The sequence below is a fragment of the Burkholderia plantarii genome, assembly GCF_001411805.1.
Classification (GTDB): domain Bacteria; phylum Pseudomonadota; class Gammaproteobacteria; order Burkholderiales; family Burkholderiaceae; genus Burkholderia; species Burkholderia plantarii.
Window position 1 is genome coordinate 149,747 of record NZ_CP007214.1, and the last position, 20,799, is coordinate 170,545.

Genomic DNA, 20,799 nt, shown 5'->3' on the forward strand with positions numbered 1-20,799 from the left:
TTAGGTTCAAGGAGTCGTCGCAACACCAATCATTATGTTGCAGATAGTAGTTCCTGGAGTACTTCCGTTGGTGTCTTCCACCCAAGGGTTTTACGTGGTCGACAGTTCAGTGTGTTTGCGACTGCGTCGAGTTCACGCTCGGTGTATCGACTCATATCTGTGCCTTTCGGAAAGTACTGCCGTAGCAGGCCGTTCGTGTTTTCATTCGTCCCGCGTTGCCATGGACTTTGAGGATCACAGAAGTAGATATCCAGAGCCGTATCGAGTCGTAGCTGCACATGCTGGGCCATCTCTGCGCCTTGATCCCATGTCAGCGACCGCCGCAAATGCTCGGGTAATAGAGCGATCTTTGCTGCGATAGCATTGCGAACCGCCTCTGCCCCGTGACCTGCCAGTGCGGGGCCGTTCTTGAGGCGCGCCCCGACTCCATGACCCTCCATTGGCGGAAGATGCAGTAGCATCGTGAACCGTGTAGTGCGTTCAACCAGAGTGCCAATCGCCGATCGGTTAAGGCCAATGATCAGGTCGCCTTCCCAATGTCCTGGAACGGCACGCTCAGCAATTTCAGCCGGGCGTTCACTGATCATAACCTCCGCAGTGACGAAGTGCTTTCCACGCTGTTGCGTCCTGGCCCGAGGTACGCGCAGCGCACGGCCCGAGCGAAGGCAAGCAGTAAGTTCTCACCGCAAAGCGCCCCGGCCTTGAATATAGAGCGCCTGATAGATGGCTTCGTGAGAGATCCGCATAGATTGATCATCGGGATAGTCAATCTGAAGTCGCCGACTGATTTGTTCCGGACTCCAGCAGGTGCCCCAGCGACGGTCCGCGCGGCGTCCTTGTCTTCGTCCCTTCCACGGAACGTTAGGCCCGGGAATCGGCTTGCCTCGAAAGTCGGTGATCTTTTCCAGCCAGACGATCCTGCACGTACGTCTTCAACTGGTCGTTCGCTGCCAGTTTCGAGGGCTTCGGACGTTGTGCCGCGCGTTCAGCCTTCCACTGGGCGACCGTTGCCCGATACGCCAGAGTACCACCGCGGGTCGCCGCGTTACGACGTAGCTCGCGTGAAATCGTTGACGGCGATCGCTGCAGCCTTCGCGAAATCTCACGAACGCTGCACTCCTGTGCCCACAGCAACGCGATCTCCTCGCGCTCCGGCAATGACAGGTAACGTCCAGAATGCGGCGCGAGGTCGATTGGCGGCATGCCGCCCGCCTCACGAAACCATCGCGGCCCCAAAGGTTGCGACACGTTACACGCATGCGCTGCGGCCTCCGTCTCCATTCCTTGTGCGATACACCTCCAGAATGCCCGCTTGGAATCCAGTTGATTGACACCCGGTCTGCCAGGTGATCGCATTACTGGTCTTCCCGTTTGTTCCGAGCCCCATCCCAATGGTCGTCCCATTTAACACCTCCTATATGGAGATGTTGCAACGACCGATTGAATCCGCCGACAGTTGGCCGCTCAGAATTTGTGGCGGATACCGACACGTAGTGTCGTCTGGCGATCACTCGTCGACCGCGCGAGATTGGTGATGTCCGCGACAGCCGAAGCGCCAGTGGAATCCGTCCCTGATGCTTTCTGGTAAACACCGATGAAATACAAGTCTGTGCGCTTGGACAGGAAGTAATCAACACCGAGCGAGCCTTGATAGTATTTCGCGCGGCCGCTGGTCCCACTCGCAGTCGACGCGCCATTTCCTTGGGTGTAGTCGAAAGCCACGCCTGCCACCAAAAATGGCGTGAACTGATACTTGAAGTTCGCTTCCGCGCTGTTGAACGTCGCGTTTCCACGGTATCCGACGGGATTCGGTCCGGAAGTAGTGGTGTCTCCCAGCCCCCTGAATTGAATGTTCGAATAGGTTAGTCCGACCGTCGCCGCACCGATGGCATACGCGGCTCCCCCGCCGATGACCTGATAAGTGTGCGCGGACACGTAGCCGCTGTAGACGGGAGAGATTGCGTAATTGCTACTGGGCGATGCCGCCGTGCTCGCTCCGTTGTCGCCGAAGAAACCGGCGTTTGGATTGCGAGCATTCAGGTAGGCCGCGCCGAACGACAGGGACCCGTTCACATAGTTGGCGCCGACCGACCAAAACTGGTTGCGCGTGGTGTCGCCTGCGACGCCACCGAGGCTGTAGACGGCACCGAATCGCAGGCCACCGTAGTTGATGCTGGTGAACTTGATTGCGTTGTTGACGCGGTAGGCATCGTTGAAGTTGTCGAGGTCGCCCGGGTGCGACGCGACATACCCACCCCATTGCGTGCCGGCCTCGAACTGCCCGATGTAGTCGACTACCGAATCATATTGACGGCCGAAGGTCACCGTGCCGAAATCGCTCGATAGACCCACATACGCTTGGCGGCCAAATAGAAGGCCTTGAGTGCTCCCGATGTTTTTCTGGTTCAGCGAGCCGCTGTTGATGTCGAATCCGTTCTCGAGAACGAAAATCGCCTTGAAGCTGCCACCGAGGTCTTCGGTACCCCTCAACCCCCAACGGCTGCCCTGCATGACGCCGCTCGACAGGTTGTACAGGCCTCTGCCTCCGGCATTCGACGTCCAGTTGAAGCCGTCGTCGACAAGTCCGTATAAGGTGACGCTGCTTTGAGCCTGTGCAGTTGCCGTGAACGTGACAAAACAACCAAGCGCGATTGCTGCTTTCTTCATGACTTCTCGTCTCCAATATATTTTTTGATTCTTATGGCAGCTCTTGGCTGCGTGGTATTTAGGTGCGATGTCCAGGCGTGCGACCTCCTCCTCGTAGTGAGGAAACAGAAAAACCAAGGATATGCGGCGCCGACTGCTCGTATCGTCGGCGTGCTGCGAACGCCGAGCCGTTCCCGGCTCGACGCATCTCCGTCACCTAGGTGATTTGAGTCCGCTTGACGACAATCTTGCCGACCACGACAGTCATCAGGGCAGACACTACAAAGAGGCCGGCAACGACCAGAAGGCCAAGCGCTAGGTTGCCCGTCGACATCTGAATTCGACCGATTCCCATTGGCGCCAGCCAGCCACCCAGCAATGCCCCGAACGACGCGATGAAAGCGATGGCCACAGGCTTCACCTGCTCAGCAAGGAACGTCTGGGGGATCGACCAGAAGATTGCCAGCGACGAAAACACGCCAATCGTCGCGACGACGAAGCCTGCGATCGCAATCAATGCGTTGCTCGACACGGCAACGGTCCCGTAGCCCAACGCGGCAAGCAGGCATGCACATGCTCCATGCACCACGCGCTCATCGCGGCGGTCCGAGGACCGGCAGATGAACGTCATGCCGATGACACCCAAGAGCGGCGGAATCGCGGCAATCCAGCCAATCCGGTTCATCGGGATGCCGTTCGCGTGAAGAATCTGGGGTTGCCATGCAGTGAGGCACGCATTGCCGCAGAAGATGCCCACGTACACAAGACACATGAGCCACAGCGCCGGCGTGCGCAACACGGTGCCGAACGTACGGGCCGATGCAGAATGAGACGACGTATGGTCCTCAGCGATCTCCGCTTCGATCCATTTGCGCTCGTGCGTCTCTAGCCATTTCGCCTGATGCGGTCGGTCCGTGAGGTAGAAGATGCCGACGAGGCCCAGCATGACCGCCGGCAGGCCCTCGAGAATGAACATCCACTTCCACCCTGGCAGCCCGAAGGTGCCGTCGAGCTTGAGGATGCTGCTGGAGACGAGGGAGACAAGAATGTACGCCAGCGCGATGGAATACGTGAACATCGCGTTGTATCGTGCGCGGTGTGAACGCGGAATCCAGAAGCTCAGGAATAGGAACACACCAGGCGTCAAACCGGCCTCGGCGATACCCAGCAGTCCGCGGACGACGTAGAAGCTGGTCGGTCCCTTCACGAATGCCATGGCCATCGTCACTAGACCAAACGCTATCGCGATTCTGGTTAGAGTGACCCGTGCGCCGAATCTCGCGAGGATGAGGTTGCTCGGCACCTCGAACAGCGAGTATCCCAGGAACAAGACGCCCAGGCCGACGCTGTACATCTGGGCGGTCAGGCCGAGCTCACGGTTCATGGAGAACGATGCGAACCCAATGTTTGCGCGGTCAATCACGGATATGACGTACAGCGCGATGAGGAACCACATCAGGCGGCGTCCCACCTTCCGCACGATTGCGTCGCCGTCGAGCGTCGTTGCGCCGGGGGCGGCCGACTCGTGCGCCGGGCCAGTTACTGAGTTCATCTTCAAGTCTCCAATTTATTGTGTTCTCGTTCCAGACGCGACCGCGTCCCCTCCCGCGGAGGACTGCGGCTTAGGTGGCGCTATGCACTCGAGGGCAAATACAAGGCGCGCGTCTCGGTGAAAGACAGCAGCCCCTCCTTGCCAAACTGCCTGCCAAGGCCGGACTCTTTCACGCCACCGAAAGGCACGAGAGGATCCACGCCGACGTGACGATTTACCCAGACCGTCCCGGCAATCAGGTCAGATGCAACCTTCTGCGCTTCAGCGACGCTCGCGCTCCAAACGGACGCGCAGAGGCCGTACTCGCCGGCGTTGGCTAGTGCGATGGCTTCCTCGTCATCTTCAAAGCGCATGACGGGCAGCACCGGCCCGAACGTCTCTTCATCGACGAGACGAGTTCCCTGGGTCAGCCCCGTGACAATGGTCGGTTCGATGAAATAGCCAGGCCTATCGAGCGCATTCCCCCCCACCGCGACACGGGCGTGTGGGTTCGCCTTCGTATCCTTGAGCACGGAAAGAATCGAATCGAACTGGGCCCGATTTTGAACGGGGCCGAGCTTCATATTTGGGGTGAAGCCGCCGCCTACGGACGTCTCAAGTGCGATCGCAACCATTCGCTCAACCAGTTCGTCGTGTATCGAACCATGCACGTACAGCCGCTTGATGGCCATGCAAACTTGGCCGCTATTGACGAATGCGGCGCCGAAGAGCGCGGGGGCGACCAGGTCGAGATCCACGTCCTTGCGGACGATCGCCGCATCGTTTCCACCCAGTTCGAGGGTGAGCCGCTTCAACGTGTCCGCCGAGCTGGCGGCGACGCGCTTCCCGGTCGCGATGGAGCCGGTCAACGTAATCTTCGCGACGTCAGCATGGCTGCTCATCAGCGCACCCACGTCGTTACCGCCGTTGATGACGTTGAAGACGCCTCGCGGGAACACATCCTTCGCCAGTTCCGCAAGCTTGAGCGTGGCGAGCGGTGTGTACGGCGAAGGCTTCAGGACGATGGTGTTGCCGGTGTAAAGCGCGTGCGTAATCTTCGGCACCGCGAGACCGATAGGAACATTCCATGGAGCAATGGCACCCACGACGCCAAGCGGTCGATGCTGCAGCACGACGCGACCCGAGTCGTCGTCCCGGAGTACCTCGTCTCCGATGTCGATGGTCAGCATGGTTCGCAGCAGCATCGCGGCTCGTTCGATTTCAGCGCGCGCTAGGGCCAGCGGCCGGCCTTGTTCCAGAGTCAGGATTGCCGCGAGTTCGGCCACGTTCGATTCGAGCACCTCGGCGAACTGGCTCAAGCGGTGCCGCCGCTCCTCGATGGAAGTCGACGCCCACGAGCGAAATGCAACCTTGGCCGCGCCTACCGCCTGCTCCAGCTGTCGATGAGTGGCCAGCGGCGCAACCGCGCATTCCGACGCCGTCGCGGGATCAATCACGGCTGCATGCTGGCTACCATCTATAAGCTCGCCACCGATAAGCATGCGCGCAGGATTGAAGCGCAGGTGCGTCATCACCGCGCTAGAATTGTCCAAAACCATCTCTATTTCCTGGTTGATTTGAATGTCGCTATGCTTCGTTCACCGCGATGACGCGACCGAGGATTCGACCTTCGGAGAGCTCACTGAGGGCGTCGTTGATAGACGACATCGGACGAGCGTGCAGCCGAACTGGCAGAAATGGGGGCTTACTCTTTTGCATGAGCTTGAGCAAAGATTCCATCTCGTCGAGCGAGCCGACATACGACCCGCGCAACGTGACGTTGCGCATCGGGAGAAGGGCTGTCGAGATGGTGAATGCGCCGCCGAACAATCCGACGACGATGACCGTGCCGCCACGCGAGACAGCCTTCATGGCCATCTCGGTCGTCGTTCCGCTTCCGACGAAATCGACGACAGCACGAACCCCGTTCGGGGCCAGCTTTCTTAGCTCGATGAGGGCCTCGGGCGAGCGCGTGTTCAGGACCGCATCGGCCCCTGCCTGCTTTGCTTCCTCGAGCTTCGCGTCGTCGATATCCGCGACAATGATTTTCGCTTCGGTCAGCATCCCTGCGATCGCGACGGCAGCCAGGCCAAGGCCGCCCGCCCCCACTAGAACGAGAGCATCGTCTTCAAGCAAGGTCGGGAGCTTCAGCAGCGCGCTGAACGCAGTAAGCCCCGAGCATGCGCAAGTCGCGGCGAACAAGGGGTTGAGCGTCCCGTAGTCCAACAGGTAGCACGAGTGCGGGACCATCACATAGTCCGCATACCCGCCAGGCTTCCGAGTGCCCAAAGCTCGACCGCTCTCGCAATCGACCTCTCGTCGGTTGCGACAGTTGAAGCACTCGCCGCAGCCATGCCACGGGTAGACAACGCATTTCGTTCCCACTGCGATGGTCGCATCGGTGCCGACCGCGTCGACTACGCCGACGATTTCATGCCCCATCGTGAAAGGTAGATGAACACCGACGCTTTCGAAGGAGACGCTCTGCCCGTTACCCAGATCGAGCGCGCCGTGCTGGATGTGGAGGTCGCTGTGGCAGACGCCGCATGCTTGCACCTTCACGCGGACTTGCGTTCCTCTCGGCGCCGGCGTGTCGCGCAGTACGACCTGGAGCGGACGGCCCCATTCGGTGATGTCGTAGCTTCGCATGGCTCTTCTCAGTGGGCGACGTGGGCGGCGATGTGCGACGACTGCTCATCGGCAAGCATGGCATCGAGCATTCGGCGTACCTTCAGCAGGGTCGCATCGGCTGCGATCGCAATCATTGGAGCATCGGGCGAGGTGGCGATGACCTTTTGCTGAGCTTCGATGATTCGACGGTCTTCGTCGAATGCGTTCTCGACTTGGGCGGTCAGCTTGCTGGTCAAGTCCGTGACGCTGGCCTGGAAGTTGTTGTGGGCCGTCGCCCAGAAGTAATGCGCCGTGTTCTCGGTTTCCGGCGTTACGGCGATGAAGGTGTGCAGCTTCATCGTCTCGGGCGCGAGGCTGTCGTAGCCGCCCCCTACGGGTGCAATCACCGAATCCTGCACGAACAGGTTGCCGCGAATGTGCCAGACGTAGTAGTTGAATCGGTCGACCGTCTCCGGCAGGTTGCCGAGCTCGCGCGCGAATGCAGGGGCGCTGCTGTTCAGCGTGGTGAAGCGGACCTGTACCGCATCGTCGGTGAATTCGGTCTCCGGTCGGATGCTTCCTTGCTTGCGGGTGCCGATGGACTTCCCGTGGACGAAACCGAGATGGGAGAAGTCGAGCAGGTTGTCGGTGATGAGCTGAGCGCTCGATGCGTAATGCATGTAGCGCCCCTCCTCGACCGACCAGCCTTCTTTCCCTGCCCAATGCACGCGCTGGATTTCATCGGCCCTGGCTGCCGCCGGCTCGCCCATCCAAATCCACGCGAGATTGTCGCGTACCTCGACAGGGAAGGCACGGACACGCATCTTGTCGGAAACACGTTCCTGCCCGGGCACTTCAATGCAGCGCCCCTGACAGTCGAATAGCAGGCCGTGATACATGCATCGGACCGCGTCGCCTTCCTGCTCGCCCTTCGACAGCGGCGCCGCGCGATGGCAGCATCGGTCTTCCAGCGCAGCGAGCGTTCCATCGGTGCGCCGATAAAATACGAGGTCTTCGCCCAACAGCTTGCGAGCGGTCAAGGCACCGGGTTTGAATTCACCATTCCAGCCTGCTACGTACCAGGCATTCCGTAGATACATCGTGCGTCTCCTGTTCTTGATAGCGCGCATCTACGGCGTGGGGCTGCCGCGAAATAATGCGCACGTGGTTTTCAGGTCGACACACTGTATCTGCCGGAATATGGAGCGTCTGCCACCTCCTCGGGGGACAACCGACCAAGTTATCGCTCCGGATTTACCCTTCCTCTTTGAGTCCACGCATACCAGTGGCGAAGGTATGCAATCACCAGTTCACGCTGAGACGTGACTTGCAATCGTTGGTAGGCGCGCTTGACGTAGCTACGCACCGTCTCTGTTCCGATTTGCAGCTTCTGGGCTGTTTCGCCGACGGTATCGCCCATGAGCAAATGAGCACAGACCTCTCGCTCGCGTGGCGGCATACCAACGCTTTCGAGAAGGCACTGCTGAATCAGATTGATGGAGCTGAGACAATCCGCCGGCGGAAGCGCTGCCGCGCTGGTGACTTGGTGGCGGTCGATGAGCGCGAAGATGACAGGGCTGGCCTCTATCAAACGCTCAATCTGCTGCTGCTCGAAGGGGGGGCTGACATTCCAGCGCAGCGCGCTGAGCGCATAGGTTCTCTCCCGACCCTGTTGACATACAAGCATGCGGTCAACGAGCTGCGGGTACACCTCCGCGCGCAACTGGCCGTGCGGAAGGTCGGCCTTCTTCAGCCTCGAATGTGCGAAGTCACTGCGACGGAGCTGCGATGTTGCCTGGTGCAACGCCGGGTCAACCGCCCAGAGGGAATCGCGCGTGTAGAGCGTTATCCTGGCTGCCGAACCGAATCGGGTCGGGTCGCTCGACGTGATGGGCGTCACCGCATCGGGTGTGACGCGGTAACAGGCAAAGAAGTCGATGCCACAAACGCTTATCAGGTACCGCTCGAGTTGGCTCCCAAATGCTTCGGTACCAATTGCTGCGATGGCGTTCGCGGTCCAGGCCTCCGATGGGATTCTTGCTGACGTATTCATTGCATTCTCCGTGGCCGCCGCTGCACCGAAGATACGCTCGCCGACGCCGCCACTTCACAACTGAATGGTACGTCTGAAAGGCTTCCGGCATCGTCCGCGCTCGCTAGGGTTCTCCACAGTTTGACTGTGAATCTTTTCGCACCTACGATTGTCTCGCCGCTTTTGGTGGGCCAATTTGGTTGGGCCAGTTTACCCTAACTGCGCGATCAGATTTATAAATTAGATGGAGGAGACGTTGAAGAAACTCACGCTTGCGGCGAGCGCGCTCGACGGCATTGTTGCGGCACCAGCACATGCGCAGTCGTCAGTTGTGCTCTATGGGCTTATCGATGAGGGCTTCAACTACACCAGCAACGTGCAGACGGGGCGATCGGGAGGGGCGCCCACGGGAAAGCAGCAGTACGCGCTCGTGGACGGCGCAACGGGGATTGGCGGGAGTCGCCGGGGGCTTAAAGGGACGGAAGACCTTGGACATGGCTACAAAGCCATCTTCGTGCTGGAAAACGGGCTCAACATCAACACGGGCGGCCTCGCCTAAGGCGGTTTGATGTTTGGCCGGCAGGCGTTTGTAGGATTGGCTGCGTCGGTCGGCAAACTGACGTTTGGGCGTCAATACAGCATCGTCAGCGACATGCTGGCGACTTTTTCGGAAGCGGGCGAGATTCCGGTTCACATGGGGGCCAACCCAAGCGACTTCGACGACTTGGGCCATTCGTTCCGAATCAACAATACCGTCAAGTTCCGCTCGGAAGCGTACCGTGGCATCACCGTCGGGGCGATGTATTCGGTTGGCGGACTGGCTGGCTCGCCCGGCCTGAATCAAATCTGGTCGTTGTCTGCGACGTACGCCATGGGAGCGTTCTCAGCCGGCGTCGGGTACACGAACGCGCGCGACCCGAACCTCTCCTACTTCGGCACGAACGGGACCGCGGGCGGGAGCAACACGGACAACATGGGGACCATCGGGACCACCTCCACGTCCGTGCAAACCAATCCCATCTATGCCGGCTTTGCCTCGGCCAGTACGATGCAGCTCTACATCGCGGGCACGAAGTATCGGATGGGGCCGCTGTCCGTCGGGGGCACATTCACTCATGCCAGCTACGATGGCCTTGGGGACACGACTGCTGGCCCCAACCCCGCTCGATACACGGGCACTGGCGTCATCAACAATGGCGAAGTAAACGTCAGCTACATGTTCACGCCAGCGTTCAGCGTCAATGCCTCGTACGGATACACGCGTAAAGCGAGCATTGGCTCGTTCGGCGAAGCAGCCTATAACCAAGGCACGCTGGCCGCGTCCTACCTGCTGTCCAAGCGCACCGAGCTCTATGCGTTCGCTATCTATCAGAAAGCGTCGGGAACGGATTCGTTGGGCCAGCCCGCGGTCGCATCAATCACGCAGTTGACCGCGTCGTCCACCAACCAGCAACTGCTCGTCCGGGTAGGTATCGTTCACACCTTCTAAGCGAGACCACATGCAGCGGTAGCTCAATCAGCCTGACGTGCCACACGCTTCGCGCGGGACTTGGCTGGTTTGGCGGCAGCCGGCCCTTCCTCATCGCCGAGAATCTCGTTCCATGCGTCGACTGCACTGGAGAAGTGCTTTTCCATCAGGGTGACAGCCTTTTTGGCATCGCGCTTCTTCACGGCCTCATAGAGCTTTGCATGATGTCCAGCGGACACTTCGCCGCGCGTCGTATCGGCGAAGAGCGCGAAGCGGCGGCTCTCGGAAATACGGTAGAACGAGTTCAGCAACCGCACGAGCACTTCATTGTGCGTGCAGCGAGCCAACGCCATGTGAAAGGCCGTGTCCTGGACCGAGATGTTGCCTTCGTTGGCCAGTACGGCATTCGTTGCGTCAATGATGGCCATCAATCCATCGAGGTCCGCCTCGGTGCGGCGCTCACATGCCAACTGCACGGCGCGCAGCTCGAGGGCCCAGCGGACTTCCAGCGTTTCCTTGACCTCTCTCATCGAGGGCTCGGAGCCCATCTCGGTCAGGAGCACAATCGTTTCGAAGCTGCTGTCAGTCGACATCCGGCGCAGATAGATACCGGAATTCGGGCGTGATTCGATGACGCGCAGCGCACTCAATGTGGACAGCGCCTCGCGCAGCGCGTTGCGGCCGACGCCAAATCGCTCGGCTAGGGCACGCTCGGATGGCAAACGCTCGCCGCTCTCAAAGCCACGCTCCTTGAAGAAGGCCAGCATCTTGCCCACGAGCTCGGAGCGCGGAGTTGCTTCGCGTGTTGCGGCGGACGTCAGTTCCATATTGCTTACCGATGCAGGTGCCATGAATGTTGAGAATTATACAGGCCACCCCATCCGGATCGGACGCTCCGTCAGGGTTGCAGCTTCCAGTTCAGGAGGGTAAATGGGGTCTCCGAATCAGGGTGATGTTCGAATACGCCCAAGACCGGCGCACCGATCGTCACGGTCTGGGCAGGGTCACCTAGTAGATTCCCTAGCATCCGGATATTGCCGGCTTGCGGCAGCTCGACGAGCACCACGAGATACGGCAAAGTGTTCGCGAGCGCCGGATGAGACGGATGCCACACGCGCTCCCAACTGAAGATGTTCGCTTGGGGAGCAACCTCTTCCCAGGCTGGGTCGAACTCGCGGCAAGCATGACAAATCCACTCGGGCCCGAACTGCCAGGTCCGGCAATGCGCGCAACGTTGCACGAGCAGCTTCTCCTGGCGCAGGCCTTCCCAGTACGGTGCCGAGATACCGTCGACCTCTGGAACTGGCACCGGCAAGCCGGTCGGAAGATGGAACTCGCTCATAGGGCCGCCTCCGAACCAAAAATCAGACTGCTTGCGGGCGACACCATCGGACCACCGATGACCAGTGCGATGTCTTTGTTTCGCGCTTGGCTGGTCGATTCGCCACGCACCTGCCTGACTGCCTCGATGACGAGCTCGAAGCCTTGCAGATAGACCTCACCGAGATTACCGCCACTGGTGTTCAACGGAAGCTTGCCAGCCGGCGCGCTGAGATTTTCTAGCGTCATGAAGTCGTTGATTTCGTCCGGCTTGAATAATCCGTGCTCGCACAGGGACATCACGACGCCCCCCGTAAAGTTCTCGTACGCCTGTACCGAACCGACATCCGAAGGCCCGACTTTGGCCATCGCGAAAAGGTCGCTGGCGACTGACCGATAGTTTGCGGACGCGTAGACGGGGGCATTGTGCGGAACAGCGCCAGCACGCCACTCGGCACCGCTCGCTGCGCCCAGGAGGTAGACCGGCGGCCGGGCGAAATCCCGGGCATTGTCGGCCGCAACCAGAATCAGGGCTGCAGCGCCGTCGTTCTCCATGCAGCAGTCGAAGAGACGGAACGGCTCGACGATCCACCGCGAGTCGTCGTACGCATCGGAGGTCAGCGGCCTCCCGTACATGACCGCACGAGGATTCGCTTGGGCGTGGAAGTTCGAGGCGAGTGCCACTGCACGCATCGCGTCGCGTTCGACGCGATGCTCATGCATGAAGCGCTGAACGCGAAGTGCGAACTTCTGGGGTGGCGCCAGGACCCCGTAGGGCATCTGATAGGCCATGTCGCCAGCGACCGTTGTGCGTGGGGCTGCCTTCCCGAAGCGACCAAACTGACCTTGAGCGAGTCCCCGGTACACCACCACGCAATTCGCCATCCCCGCGTTGATAGCGGCCGCCCCGTTCGCCACGGCGGCGGCGCAGCCCCCCCCGCCGCCCCCCCACTGCAAGGTGGTGGCCCGCATGCGCTTGACGCCCAGCGCGGTGGCCAGCCGAACCGCATCGTTTCGGTCTTCACCAAAGGAGGCGAACCCATCGATGTCGGAAGGGTCGATGCCAGCGTCACGACAGGCAGCCAGGACGGCTTGCAAGACGAGCTTGAACTCGGGGTGCGGCGAGCGGCCGAACTTGAAGTATTCGCTCTCTCCAACCCCGACTACCGCGCCCCGGCCACGAAGTGTTCGCTCATCGCTCATGTTGCTGCCTCGGCGCGATGCGCCGACGCAGCAGCGTCCTTGCCCGCGAAACTGTAGACCGCGCCCCGGTCGAGCAAGTCGAATGCCGCATCGACGTCATACCCCAGGACCTCGGTCAACACATTGAAGCTGTGCTCACCGATTCGAGGTGCCGGTCGCGGGTCATCGACAGGCGTTTCGCTGAAGCGGAACGGCAGCGAAACGTTCGGCAACCAGCCGAGGTCAGGATGCGCTACCCGGGTTACCAGCTTGCGCTCCTGGGCCTCGGCCGACCGGATAGCCTCTCCGACAGAGCGCACTTCACCGCAAGGAATCGACGCCGCGCGCATACGTTGCTGCCAGTGCGACCACGTGAACTTCGCGAAAGCCTCGTCGAGCACCTTGAACAGTTCCGCCCGGCGGGCGATGCGGCCGTTGCGGTCCGCGAGCACCGGGTCATTGGCGAGTTCGGGCATTTCCAGCACCTGGTTCGCCAGACGGTGGAAAATCTTGTTGTTGCCGCAGTTGATGTAGAACGACTTGTCGGCGGCCTTGAATACGCCGGACGGACACGTATCGGGACTCGTGTTGCCGTGGCGCTGAGGCTCGACGCCGGTGAACACATGCTGCAGCGTTGCATACCCGGTCATCAGCACCGCATTGTCAAACAGCGAGACCTCGACGGCCTGGCCTTTGCCCGTGCGCTCACGAGCGACGAGCGCGGCGAGCATCGCATTGCTGGCCATCATGGCCGTGCTGATGTCCATGACGGGCGAAAGCGCGCGGACGCCCTGGCGGTCGGGGTAGCCATTCATCGAAACGAAGCCGCTTTCTGCCTGGGCGATGGGGTCGAAGCCGAGACGGTCTGCGAAGGCGCCTTCACGACCATACGCCGACACCGAGCAGTAGATGACCTCGAGGTTGGTCTCGCGAATTGTCTTGTAGTCCAACCCCAGACGCTCCATCACGCCGGTCGAGAAGTTCTCCGCGACGACGTCGGCAGATGCAATGAGCTCCCGAGCGATCCGGCGCCCATCCTCCGACTTCAGGTCGAGCGCGATGCTTCGCTTGTTCCGATTCGACCAGAGATACGGCGCGCCGATGCTTTCGTCTTCTGGGTGAGCCGGCGGGTAGTATCTGAATTCGTCACCACGCACGGGTGCCTCGATTTTGATGACGTCGGCCCCCATGTCGGCAAGCATCATCGTGGCAAACGGCCCGGCGATGAAGTGCGTGAAATCCACCACTCGAATCCCGGCCAGCGCTTTGGGAGCATCCTTGGGCCGCGGTTGGTGTAGAGGGAACTCTTCGGCGAACGTCGAGGACATGAAATCTCCTATATTCCAGTTCGCGTTCATCCGAACGCGCGGCTTCTCAGCCGTTTTATTTACAGGTCCAGCACCAGCGTCTTCGACGTCGCGCCCGAGCAGCACACCATGACCGCCGTATTGCTCGCCTTCTCTTGGTCGGTCAGGAAGTCGTCGCGGTGATCCGGGACGCCGTCGATGACGCCAGTTCGGCAAGTCCCGCACACACCCGAGCAGCAGGCGTACTGGACGTCCACACCCTGGTCGAGCAGTGCCTCGAGGATGGTCTTGCCAGGTTGGACCGGGATACGCTTCCCGCTCTTCTGCAGAACGACGTCAAACCCACCTCCGGTAGCCGAGTCGCTGGCCGCGGCGAATCGCTCGAAGTGCACCTGCTCCTGCGGCAGGTCCGCACACGAGGCGATGAAGTCATCGACCATGCCGCGAGGGCCGCAGCAGTAGAAGTGCGTTCCGGTAGGCGCGTCCGCCACGAGGCGTCGAATGTCCACGCGGCCGCCATCGCTTTCGAGATGCAACTTGACCCGGCTGTCGGATTCGGGGAGGCGCGCGAGCTCATCGACGTATGCGGCGCGCGCGCGGTGGCGGGCCGCGAGGTGCAACTGCCACTTTGCACCCAGGCGCTCGAGTCGACGAATCATCGACACCACCGGCGTGATGCCGATACCACCGCAAATGAACACCGAGTTCTCTGCCTGCTCGTTCAGCGGAAAGTCGTTGAGCGGAGCGGAGATGGTGAAGCGGTCTCCTACGCGGGGAGTCTTGTGCATCCACGCGGAACCACCACGTCCCGAAGCCTCACGCTGAACCGCGACGACGTATCGATGACGCTCGTGCGGGTCGTTGAGGAGCGAATAGCTCCGTACCCGATTCTCGGGAAGGTGCAGGTCGATGTGCGCGCCGGCCTCGAATGCCGGCAGCATGGGCATATCGATCGGGCGGAACTCAAAGGATGCGACGTCATCCGCTTCGAGACGGATTTGAACGAGACGGACGTCGATTCGCTCGGCGTTAGGCTGGGACATGGTGATTTTGCTGTATGCGTTCGACGATCAGGGCGTGTATCCGAAGTCGGTACCGAGCCGAGCCTTCATGAATTCCGCGCCGTCCGTGGTCCACGAAGAGCCGGCTGGCATCGTGAGCGAGACAGCACGAACCATCCACAGCTGCGGGTTGTCGAGGGCGACGGGTGACCTCCGGTCGGCTGCGAGCTTGCGGACGTTCTCGAGCAGCAGGCGGCGAGTCATTGCGATACCGGTATCGCTGATGCCCAGGTTTTCCTTGCGCCGGTCGTAGATGGGCGAGACGCCAGACTGGCATGCTGCGTCTTGAACCCAGAGGCCGGGGAGGCCCGAGAACCACGTCTTGGTCTGAGCGTCGTAGTTGAACAGGAAGCCCGATGCGAGATTGAACTTCGTCCAATACTTGGCATACGGCTGCGAAACCGGGCGCGGCTCGAAGGCGTCCTTGCTGGCGTGACCCGTTTCGCGACCACCGTAGCCTTCCTCGAACACCTTGCGCGACTTCTCGTACAGCGGCGCCGCCGGCGTGTAGGAGAACATCAGGCAGAGTGTGTTCTCGTCGTCGATGGGCACCCATGCGTGGCCGCTGAGCTCGGGGTACTTCGACTGCGGCGGAACCAGCGTGTAGAACGGGAACAGGAACTGGTTCACACGCCAGTAGTGGTTCTTCTCGTCGAGAACACGACGCGACGCGATGCTGATGCCGAAATCCCGCCGCTGACATTCGAACACCGGCCGCAGGTCTCTCTTCGACGTCCAGTCATTGATGGAGCCCTGCGAATCGATACGGCCGTGAAGAATCGCGGCGTGCGCCGAGTCGATTTCGCCTTCGACGGCCTGCAGCCAGTTGCACTCCTGGACGCGGAAGCTGAAATGCACGTTCTCCAGCGGGACCATGTTCCACTCAAGGTCCGGCAGCGGCGGCAGCGCATCACGCGGCTCTTCGCCCATGTATGCCCAGACGATGCCGTTACGTTCCTGGCACGGATAGTTCTTGATGCGGACTTTTTCCTTCAGGCGGCTCTCTTCGGGCTCGGCCGGCGTATCGAGCACCTTCCCATCCACGGCGAACTGCCAGCCGTGGTACACGCAGCGCAAACCGCACTTTTCATTGCGACCGAAGACAAGCGGCGCGCCGCGGTGCGGGCACACATGGTCGATAAGCCCCACGCGGCCTTCGCTGTCGCGAAACGCCAGCAAATCCTCCCCGAGCAACCGCACGCGCTGCGGCTCGCCGTCAACGGCCAGGTCCGACGAGGGCAAGAACGGCAGCCAGAAGAGGCGCATGAACTGACCGGTGGGAGTACCTGCGCCGACGCGAACCAGCGCTTCGTTATCTTCATGAGAAAGCACTATGGGGCTCCATATTCATAAATTGGTGGGGCCAATTTATAGCAATCAACTTGCAAAGGTCAACAGCTTTCAGGTGATGAAGCTCAGCTTTGGCCTAGGCAGGCATCTCCGGCATGATGCTTAAAAACATCCATATACACCTGATTTAAAAGGAAATATCGTTTTTACCGAACCACGTTCTCGGCCGTCGCTAGGGATTTCCCGAACTTGGTTGGGTTTCCGAAAAAAACTATATTTGCACCTACCAGATTGGTCCAACCACGTAAAAATCCCTCCTTGAGAACACGTGTCCCTGCCACCGCGAACAACCATCGACGCGGCTATCGAAGACAGCCGTCCCTCGCTGCATACGTTTCGGCACCGTTGGTATCGGATGCCATCCTGCGACTCGATGGAGCACTCGGTCTTCCCGGGTGGAAGTGGCCGTTTCTGTTGGAGGGCTTTCCAGCAGTGATGCTCGGCGTGTTCGGGATTTTCCATCTCACCGACCGGCCAGAGCAGGCAAAGTGGCTCTCGCGGGATGAGAAGGCGTGGCTCGCTAACGAGCTCGAAATCTCGCGCACGAAGAAGTCACCGACCAAGAAGTTGAATACGCTAGAGGCGCTGCGCCAGCCTGTCCTTTGGGAGCTCATCCAGGGTTACGTGGGTATCTTCTGCGGTAATGAAACAGTCGGAGGCTGCTTAGCGCAAATCCTGCACGTCTACGGCGTGCCGCTCATTCTTATCAACCTGGTAGCGGAGGTCTCGCCACTTGCCGGCATGATGGGTATGGCGATTCTGTTGCGCCGTTCCGACCGTCGGAAGGAGCGAATATGGCACACCGTCGGATGCACGCTTATTGCGGCGCTCGGGTATGGGACTGTCGCCGCATCCGGCAGCCTGTCGACGGCGCTCATCGGCTTCGTGCTCGCCAACATCGGCGTCTATGCATCGTTGGCCATCTTCTGGTCGATTCGCAGACCTACCTTCCACAGCAGATTCGACCCGCCGTGATTGCTGTCATCAGTTCGTTCGGGGCAATCTTCGAGAGGTGGGGAGCGCCTTTGTTTATAGGACGTGTACAGCGACAAACCCACCGCCTGTCCCCCAGCATGATCGTCGTTGCGGTGCTTTTCCTTCTATCTTCCGTCTGCGTTTTATTCGCTGGATAACGACTCGCCAGACAAGCTGGCAAGGAGGCTCAATGAGTCAAGCAGGACCTCTGAATGGATTGAAGGTTGTCGAGTTTGGCGCAATTGGCCCGGTGCCGTTCTGCGCGATGCTTCTCGCTGACATGGGTGCCGATGTGGTTCAAATCACCCGCCCGAATGTGACTGCCTCCGAAAGCGATTTCATCCAACGCGGCCGCCGGTTCGTTTCGCTCGACCTCAAGAGTCCCGAGAGCAGAGACGAAGCGCTGCGCTTGGTATCGGTCGCTGACGTCGTGCTTGAGGGCAATCGTCCTGGGGTGATGGAGAAGCTCGGCCTGGGGCCAGACACGTGCCTCGCGCGCAATCCGCGCCTCGTTTATGGCCGAATGACGGGATGGGGTCAGCAAGGCCCGTTCGCGGCCAGCGCGGGGCACGACATCAACTACATCGCAGTCACTGGTGCCCTCGACGCGATTGGTACGCAAGGGCGCCCGATCGTACCGCTGAATCTCGTGGGTGACTACGGTGGCGGCTCGATGTTTCTCGCGTTCGGCATCCTGGCAGCATTGCTCGCTGCTCAAGATAGCGGCCAAGGTCAGGTGATTGATGCCGCCATGGTCGATGGTGCGAGCTACCTCATGTCTCTCTTCTACCGCCTCCGGGCGCAGGGGAAGTGGCGAGGCCCGCGCGCAACGAACGAGCTGGATGGCGGTGCGCCTTGGTACGACACTTACAAAACGCTCGACGAAAAGTGGGTTGCGGTTGGGGCCATTGAAGAACCGTTTTGGCAGTTGATGCTCACGAAGTTGGGAATCGCTCCAGAAGGTTTCCTCTCGAGAAAGGACAGATCCAACTGGCCCGCCATCCGGGTGACGCTGGAGAGGTTGTTCGGCGAGAAAACGCGCGACGAATGGAGCGCAATTTTCGACGGAACCGATGCATGCGTGAGCCCGGTCTTGACTATGGACGAAGCGCACGAGAACGAACACCTAAAGGCGAGACACACATTCGTCAAGATCGATGGGATCGTCCGACCCGCGCCAGCTCCTCGTTTCAGCAGTTGTCACCTGGCGCATCTCAGGACCAGCCCGGGCAAAGTTGAGATTAAATCGTTAATTGGTTCGTGGGGCGATTAGTATTATTGTTTCAAAAATGTAATACATCACTGGCACGTCCGCAGCATGGACACTGACCAAGCCGCGCAAGCAAATGGTAGCTCCGGCTATGACGTAGGCTCGTGATCGATGTGGGAACGTGACGCTGCGCTGGCGCTGTCACGTTGACGGTGGTGGTCGCGTAAGATGGGCCGATGAAACCAAAATCGCTCTACCACGGCCATCGATTCGCCGCAGCGATCATCAGCCAGGCGGTGCGCTGGTATTTCCGCTTCCAGCTGAGCCTACGCGACATTGAGGAATTGCTGTTCGAGCGCGGCGTGAGCGTCAGCCACGAGACGATCCGCCGGTGGTGCGACACATTCGGTGCGACCTTCGCTTTGTCGCAAACACCTCGCCGCACGCTTCTCGACATGGTGTGAATTGGCCGAGGTCACCCGGAATCCCTCTGCCGCATGATACAGGCAGGTCACGCTCGCCCCCTTGTGAACATACTCCGCTAACGTGACTGTGCCGCGGGCTCCTGTACGCTAGGTCAATGCCGCGAATTTTCCTGCCGGGCGCCGGCCCCCCCATCGACGGTCAGCATCAACACCGCGTAGGTGGCGAGCCAATGCTCCGCCATGTAGTTGCCGCTGACGTGCGGCAACGCGGCAGCCCCATGCCGGCTCGCCGCTTCGCGCATCAGCCGCGCGCGCGCGTCGTCCGGGGGCAGCGCGCTCGCGAGCGATCGAAAGCACCAGGCCCGGCTCAGGTTCAGTCCGTTGAGATGGGTGATGCGGCCATCGGCGTGGTCGCTCACGACGGCAGGGGTGAACAGGCACGATGGCTGGCTTGCCGCCAGACGTGGCAGGAACCGCTCGAACCAGGCGGCGAATTCTCCGGCGTCCAGGGTGCGCCGCATGCATTCGGCCTCCATCAGGCAGGGGGAAAGGAAATCGTCGAGGCTCGGCTCGCCCCATGCCGGACAGTCCGCATCGTCGCCATACCACCGCTTCGCCGCCGCAGCCAGCTGGGTCCTGAACGCGGCATCGCCGACGGCGTCCGCATAATCGAGCGCGAGCCGGACGGCGAACGCCGTGTTGTGATGCGTTCCGGCCCGGTTCGGGTAGGTGGCCTTGGCCAGGAACTCCTCGAAACGCTCCCGGATCAACCGCGCCAACGGCGCCAGCGCCTGCGCCCAGCCGGAATCGTGGTGCGCGCCGAGTGCCGCGGAAAGCTTGAGCAACCACGCCCAGCCATAAGGCCGCTCGAAGTTTTGCCTCAGCGGGTCGCCGAAGTACTCGCATTCCCGTGCGACCTTCGGGGCCGTCAGCGAGGCATCGAACAGCTCACGAATGCGCGGCCCGGCATCAAGGTCGGGAAACTCGCACAGCAGCCGGGCAAGCAGCCAGTAGCCATGCACGCACGAGTGCCAGTCGAAGCTGCCGAAGAACACCGGATGAAGCTGCCGCGGCGTACCGCTGTCGTCCGGCCCCGACCATACGTGGCCCGGACTGCAAGGGTATTCGCGCGTGACGTGGCCAAGCGTCAGGCGGGAGAATTGATCGGCAAGCTCACGGGTCAAACTGGAAGACATGGGTGTGGTTCCAATCGAATCAGGCGGACCTGGCGTATCGTTCCAAACGCTTCGCGACTTCGTCGACCACCTTGACGGGAGCAACTTCCAGCTGCAGGTCATGCGTCGTCAAAACCTTGGAGAACAGACGAACCGCGTCGTGGTTGAAATGAAAATGCCCTTGAATGCCCGAGGAAAACGCTTGGTTCGCGATCGCTTCCAGGTCCTTGTACGACGCGCCCTCGACATCCCCGTAACCGAATTCGCACAGGATGCCGGTGGCAATCACCACCCGCATCAGGATCTGCAGCGCGACCAGCGATCCGACGCCGGCGTGCAGCGCCTCGAGCTGAAGGTGGTATTCCAGCGACAATGCATCGCGTATCGGCCTCGGCAACGGCAGCAACTCCGTCTTGGCCTCCCGCTGCCGGTAACTGGACTGATGCAGACGATAGGCCCACTGGTTGGCCGGCGGTCGCGCCGGTGTCGCACGCCTCGAAACCATGA

At 60.7% G+C, this 20,799-nt stretch carries 16 protein-coding genes and 3 pseudogenes; 4 read left to right on the forward strand and 15 right to left on the reverse strand.

Annotated elements, in window-relative coordinates; genetic code table 11:
• Positions 1–6 precede the first annotated feature (6 nt).
• The 7 genes and pseudogenes from bpln_RS34920 to bpln_RS33190 form a co-directional block, all read right to left on the reverse strand.
• Positions 7–1,404: pseudogene (locus tag bpln_RS34920) on the reverse strand (IS30 family transposase).
• Between the two features lie 60 nt (positions 1,405–1,464).
• Positions 1,465–2,667 (reverse strand): porin, encoded by a 1,203-nt coding sequence (locus bpln_RS33165; RefSeq protein ID WP_055141406.1) that lies wholly within the window; start codon positions 2,665–2,667, stop codon positions 1,465–1,467.
• Between the two features lie 196 nt (positions 2,668–2,863).
• Positions 2,864–4,198, reverse strand: coding sequence for an MFS transporter (locus tag bpln_RS33170; RefSeq protein WP_055141407.1), 1,335 nt, complete (start codon positions 4,196–4,198; stop codon positions 2,864–2,866).
• An 80-nt stretch (positions 4,199–4,278) separates the two neighbouring features.
• Positions 4,279–5,736, reverse strand: a complete 1,458-nt coding sequence (locus bpln_RS33175) for an aldehyde dehydrogenase family protein (protein WP_082465570.1) — start codon at positions 5,734–5,736, stop codon at positions 4,279–4,281.
• A 28-nt stretch (positions 5,737–5,764) separates the two neighbouring features.
• Complete coding sequence (locus bpln_RS33180; RefSeq protein ID WP_063891387.1) at positions 5,765–6,826, reverse strand: alcohol dehydrogenase; 1,062 nt, start codon at positions 6,824–6,826, stop codon at positions 5,765–5,767.
• Between the two features lie 8 nt (positions 6,827–6,834).
• Entirely contained in the window at positions 6,835–7,887 is a 1,053-nt protein-coding gene (locus bpln_RS33185; protein ID WP_063891388.1) for an aromatic ring-hydroxylating dioxygenase subunit alpha, read from the reverse strand.
• A 140-nt stretch (positions 7,888–8,027) separates the two neighbouring features.
• Entirely contained in the window at positions 8,028–8,840 is an 813-nt protein-coding gene (locus bpln_RS33190; protein ID WP_082465571.1) for a helix-turn-helix transcriptional regulator, read from the reverse strand.
• 235 nt (positions 8,841–9,075) lie between these two features.
• Here bpln_RS33190 and bpln_RS33195 point away from each other — a divergent pair.
• A pseudogene (locus bpln_RS33195) lies at positions 9,076–10,308 on the forward strand (porin).
• A 23-nt stretch (positions 10,309–10,331) separates the two neighbouring features.
• Here bpln_RS33195 and bpln_RS33200 read toward each other — a convergent pair.
• The 6 genes from bpln_RS33200 to bpln_RS33225 form a co-directional block, all read right to left on the reverse strand.
• Positions 10,332–11,114, reverse strand: a complete 783-nt coding sequence (locus bpln_RS33200) for a FadR/GntR family transcriptional regulator (protein WP_055141410.1) — start codon at positions 11,112–11,114, stop codon at positions 10,332–10,334.
• 71 nt (positions 11,115–11,185) lie between these two features.
• Positions 11,186–11,629, reverse strand: coding sequence for a Zn-ribbon domain-containing OB-fold protein (locus bpln_RS33205; protein ID WP_082465572.1), 444 nt, complete (start codon positions 11,627–11,629; stop codon positions 11,186–11,188).
• Positions 11,626–12,810, reverse strand: a complete 1,185-nt coding sequence (locus tag bpln_RS33210; protein WP_055141411.1) for a thiolase C-terminal domain-containing protein — start codon at positions 12,808–12,810, stop codon at positions 11,626–11,628. The genes bpln_RS33205 and bpln_RS33210 overlap by 4 nt, the downstream gene beginning before the upstream one ends.
• Complete coding sequence (locus bpln_RS33215; protein ID WP_055141412.1) at positions 12,807–14,117, reverse strand: CaiB/BaiF CoA transferase family protein; 1,311 nt, start codon at positions 14,115–14,117, stop codon at positions 12,807–12,809. Before bpln_RS33215 ends, bpln_RS33210 begins: the two co-directional genes overlap by 4 nt.
• A 59-nt stretch (positions 14,118–14,176) precedes the next feature.
• Positions 14,177–15,139, reverse strand: a complete 963-nt coding sequence (locus tag bpln_RS33220; protein ID WP_055141413.1) for a PDR/VanB family oxidoreductase — start codon at positions 15,137–15,139, stop codon at positions 14,177–14,179.
• A gap of 27 nt (positions 15,140–15,166) precedes the next feature.
• Complete coding sequence (locus bpln_RS33225) at positions 15,167–16,489, reverse strand: Rieske 2Fe-2S domain-containing protein (protein WP_055141414.1); 1,323 nt, start codon at positions 16,487–16,489, stop codon at positions 15,167–15,169.
• Between the two features lie 453 nt (positions 16,490–16,942).
• Here bpln_RS33225 and bpln_RS38130 point away from each other — a divergent pair, with 453 nt between their 5' ends.
• The 3 genes and pseudogenes from bpln_RS38130 to bpln_RS33240 all read left to right on the forward strand — a co-directional run.
• The gene (locus bpln_RS38130) at positions 16,943–17,482 is read left to right on the forward strand and encodes an MFS transporter (protein ID WP_055141415.1); all 540 of its coding nucleotides are present in this window, start codon (positions 16,943–16,945) and stop codon (positions 17,480–17,482) included.
• Positions 17,483–17,672: 190 nt separating this feature from the next.
• Complete coding sequence (locus tag bpln_RS33235) at positions 17,673–18,755, forward strand: CaiB/BaiF CoA transferase family protein (RefSeq protein ID WP_148654294.1); 1,083 nt, start codon at positions 17,673–17,675, stop codon at positions 18,753–18,755.
• A 173-nt stretch (positions 18,756–18,928) separates the two neighbouring features.
• Positions 18,929–19,114 (forward strand): annotated as a pseudogene (locus bpln_RS33240) (IS6 family transposase); the annotation flags it as partial.
• A gap of 155 nt (positions 19,115–19,269) precedes the next feature.
• Here the strand turns inward: bpln_RS33240 and bpln_RS33245 are convergent.
• Positions 19,270–20,313: a DUF2891 domain-containing protein gene (locus bpln_RS33245; RefSeq protein WP_055141418.1), complete on the reverse strand. Its 1,044-nt coding sequence runs from the start codon at positions 20,311–20,313 to the stop codon at positions 19,270–19,272.
• A 19-nt stretch (positions 20,314–20,332) separates the two neighbouring features.
• Complete coding sequence (locus tag bpln_RS33250) at positions 20,333–20,797, reverse strand: hypothetical protein (RefSeq protein WP_055139847.1); 465 nt, start codon at positions 20,795–20,797, stop codon at positions 20,333–20,335.
• Between the last annotated feature and the right edge of the window lie 2 nt (positions 20,798–20,799).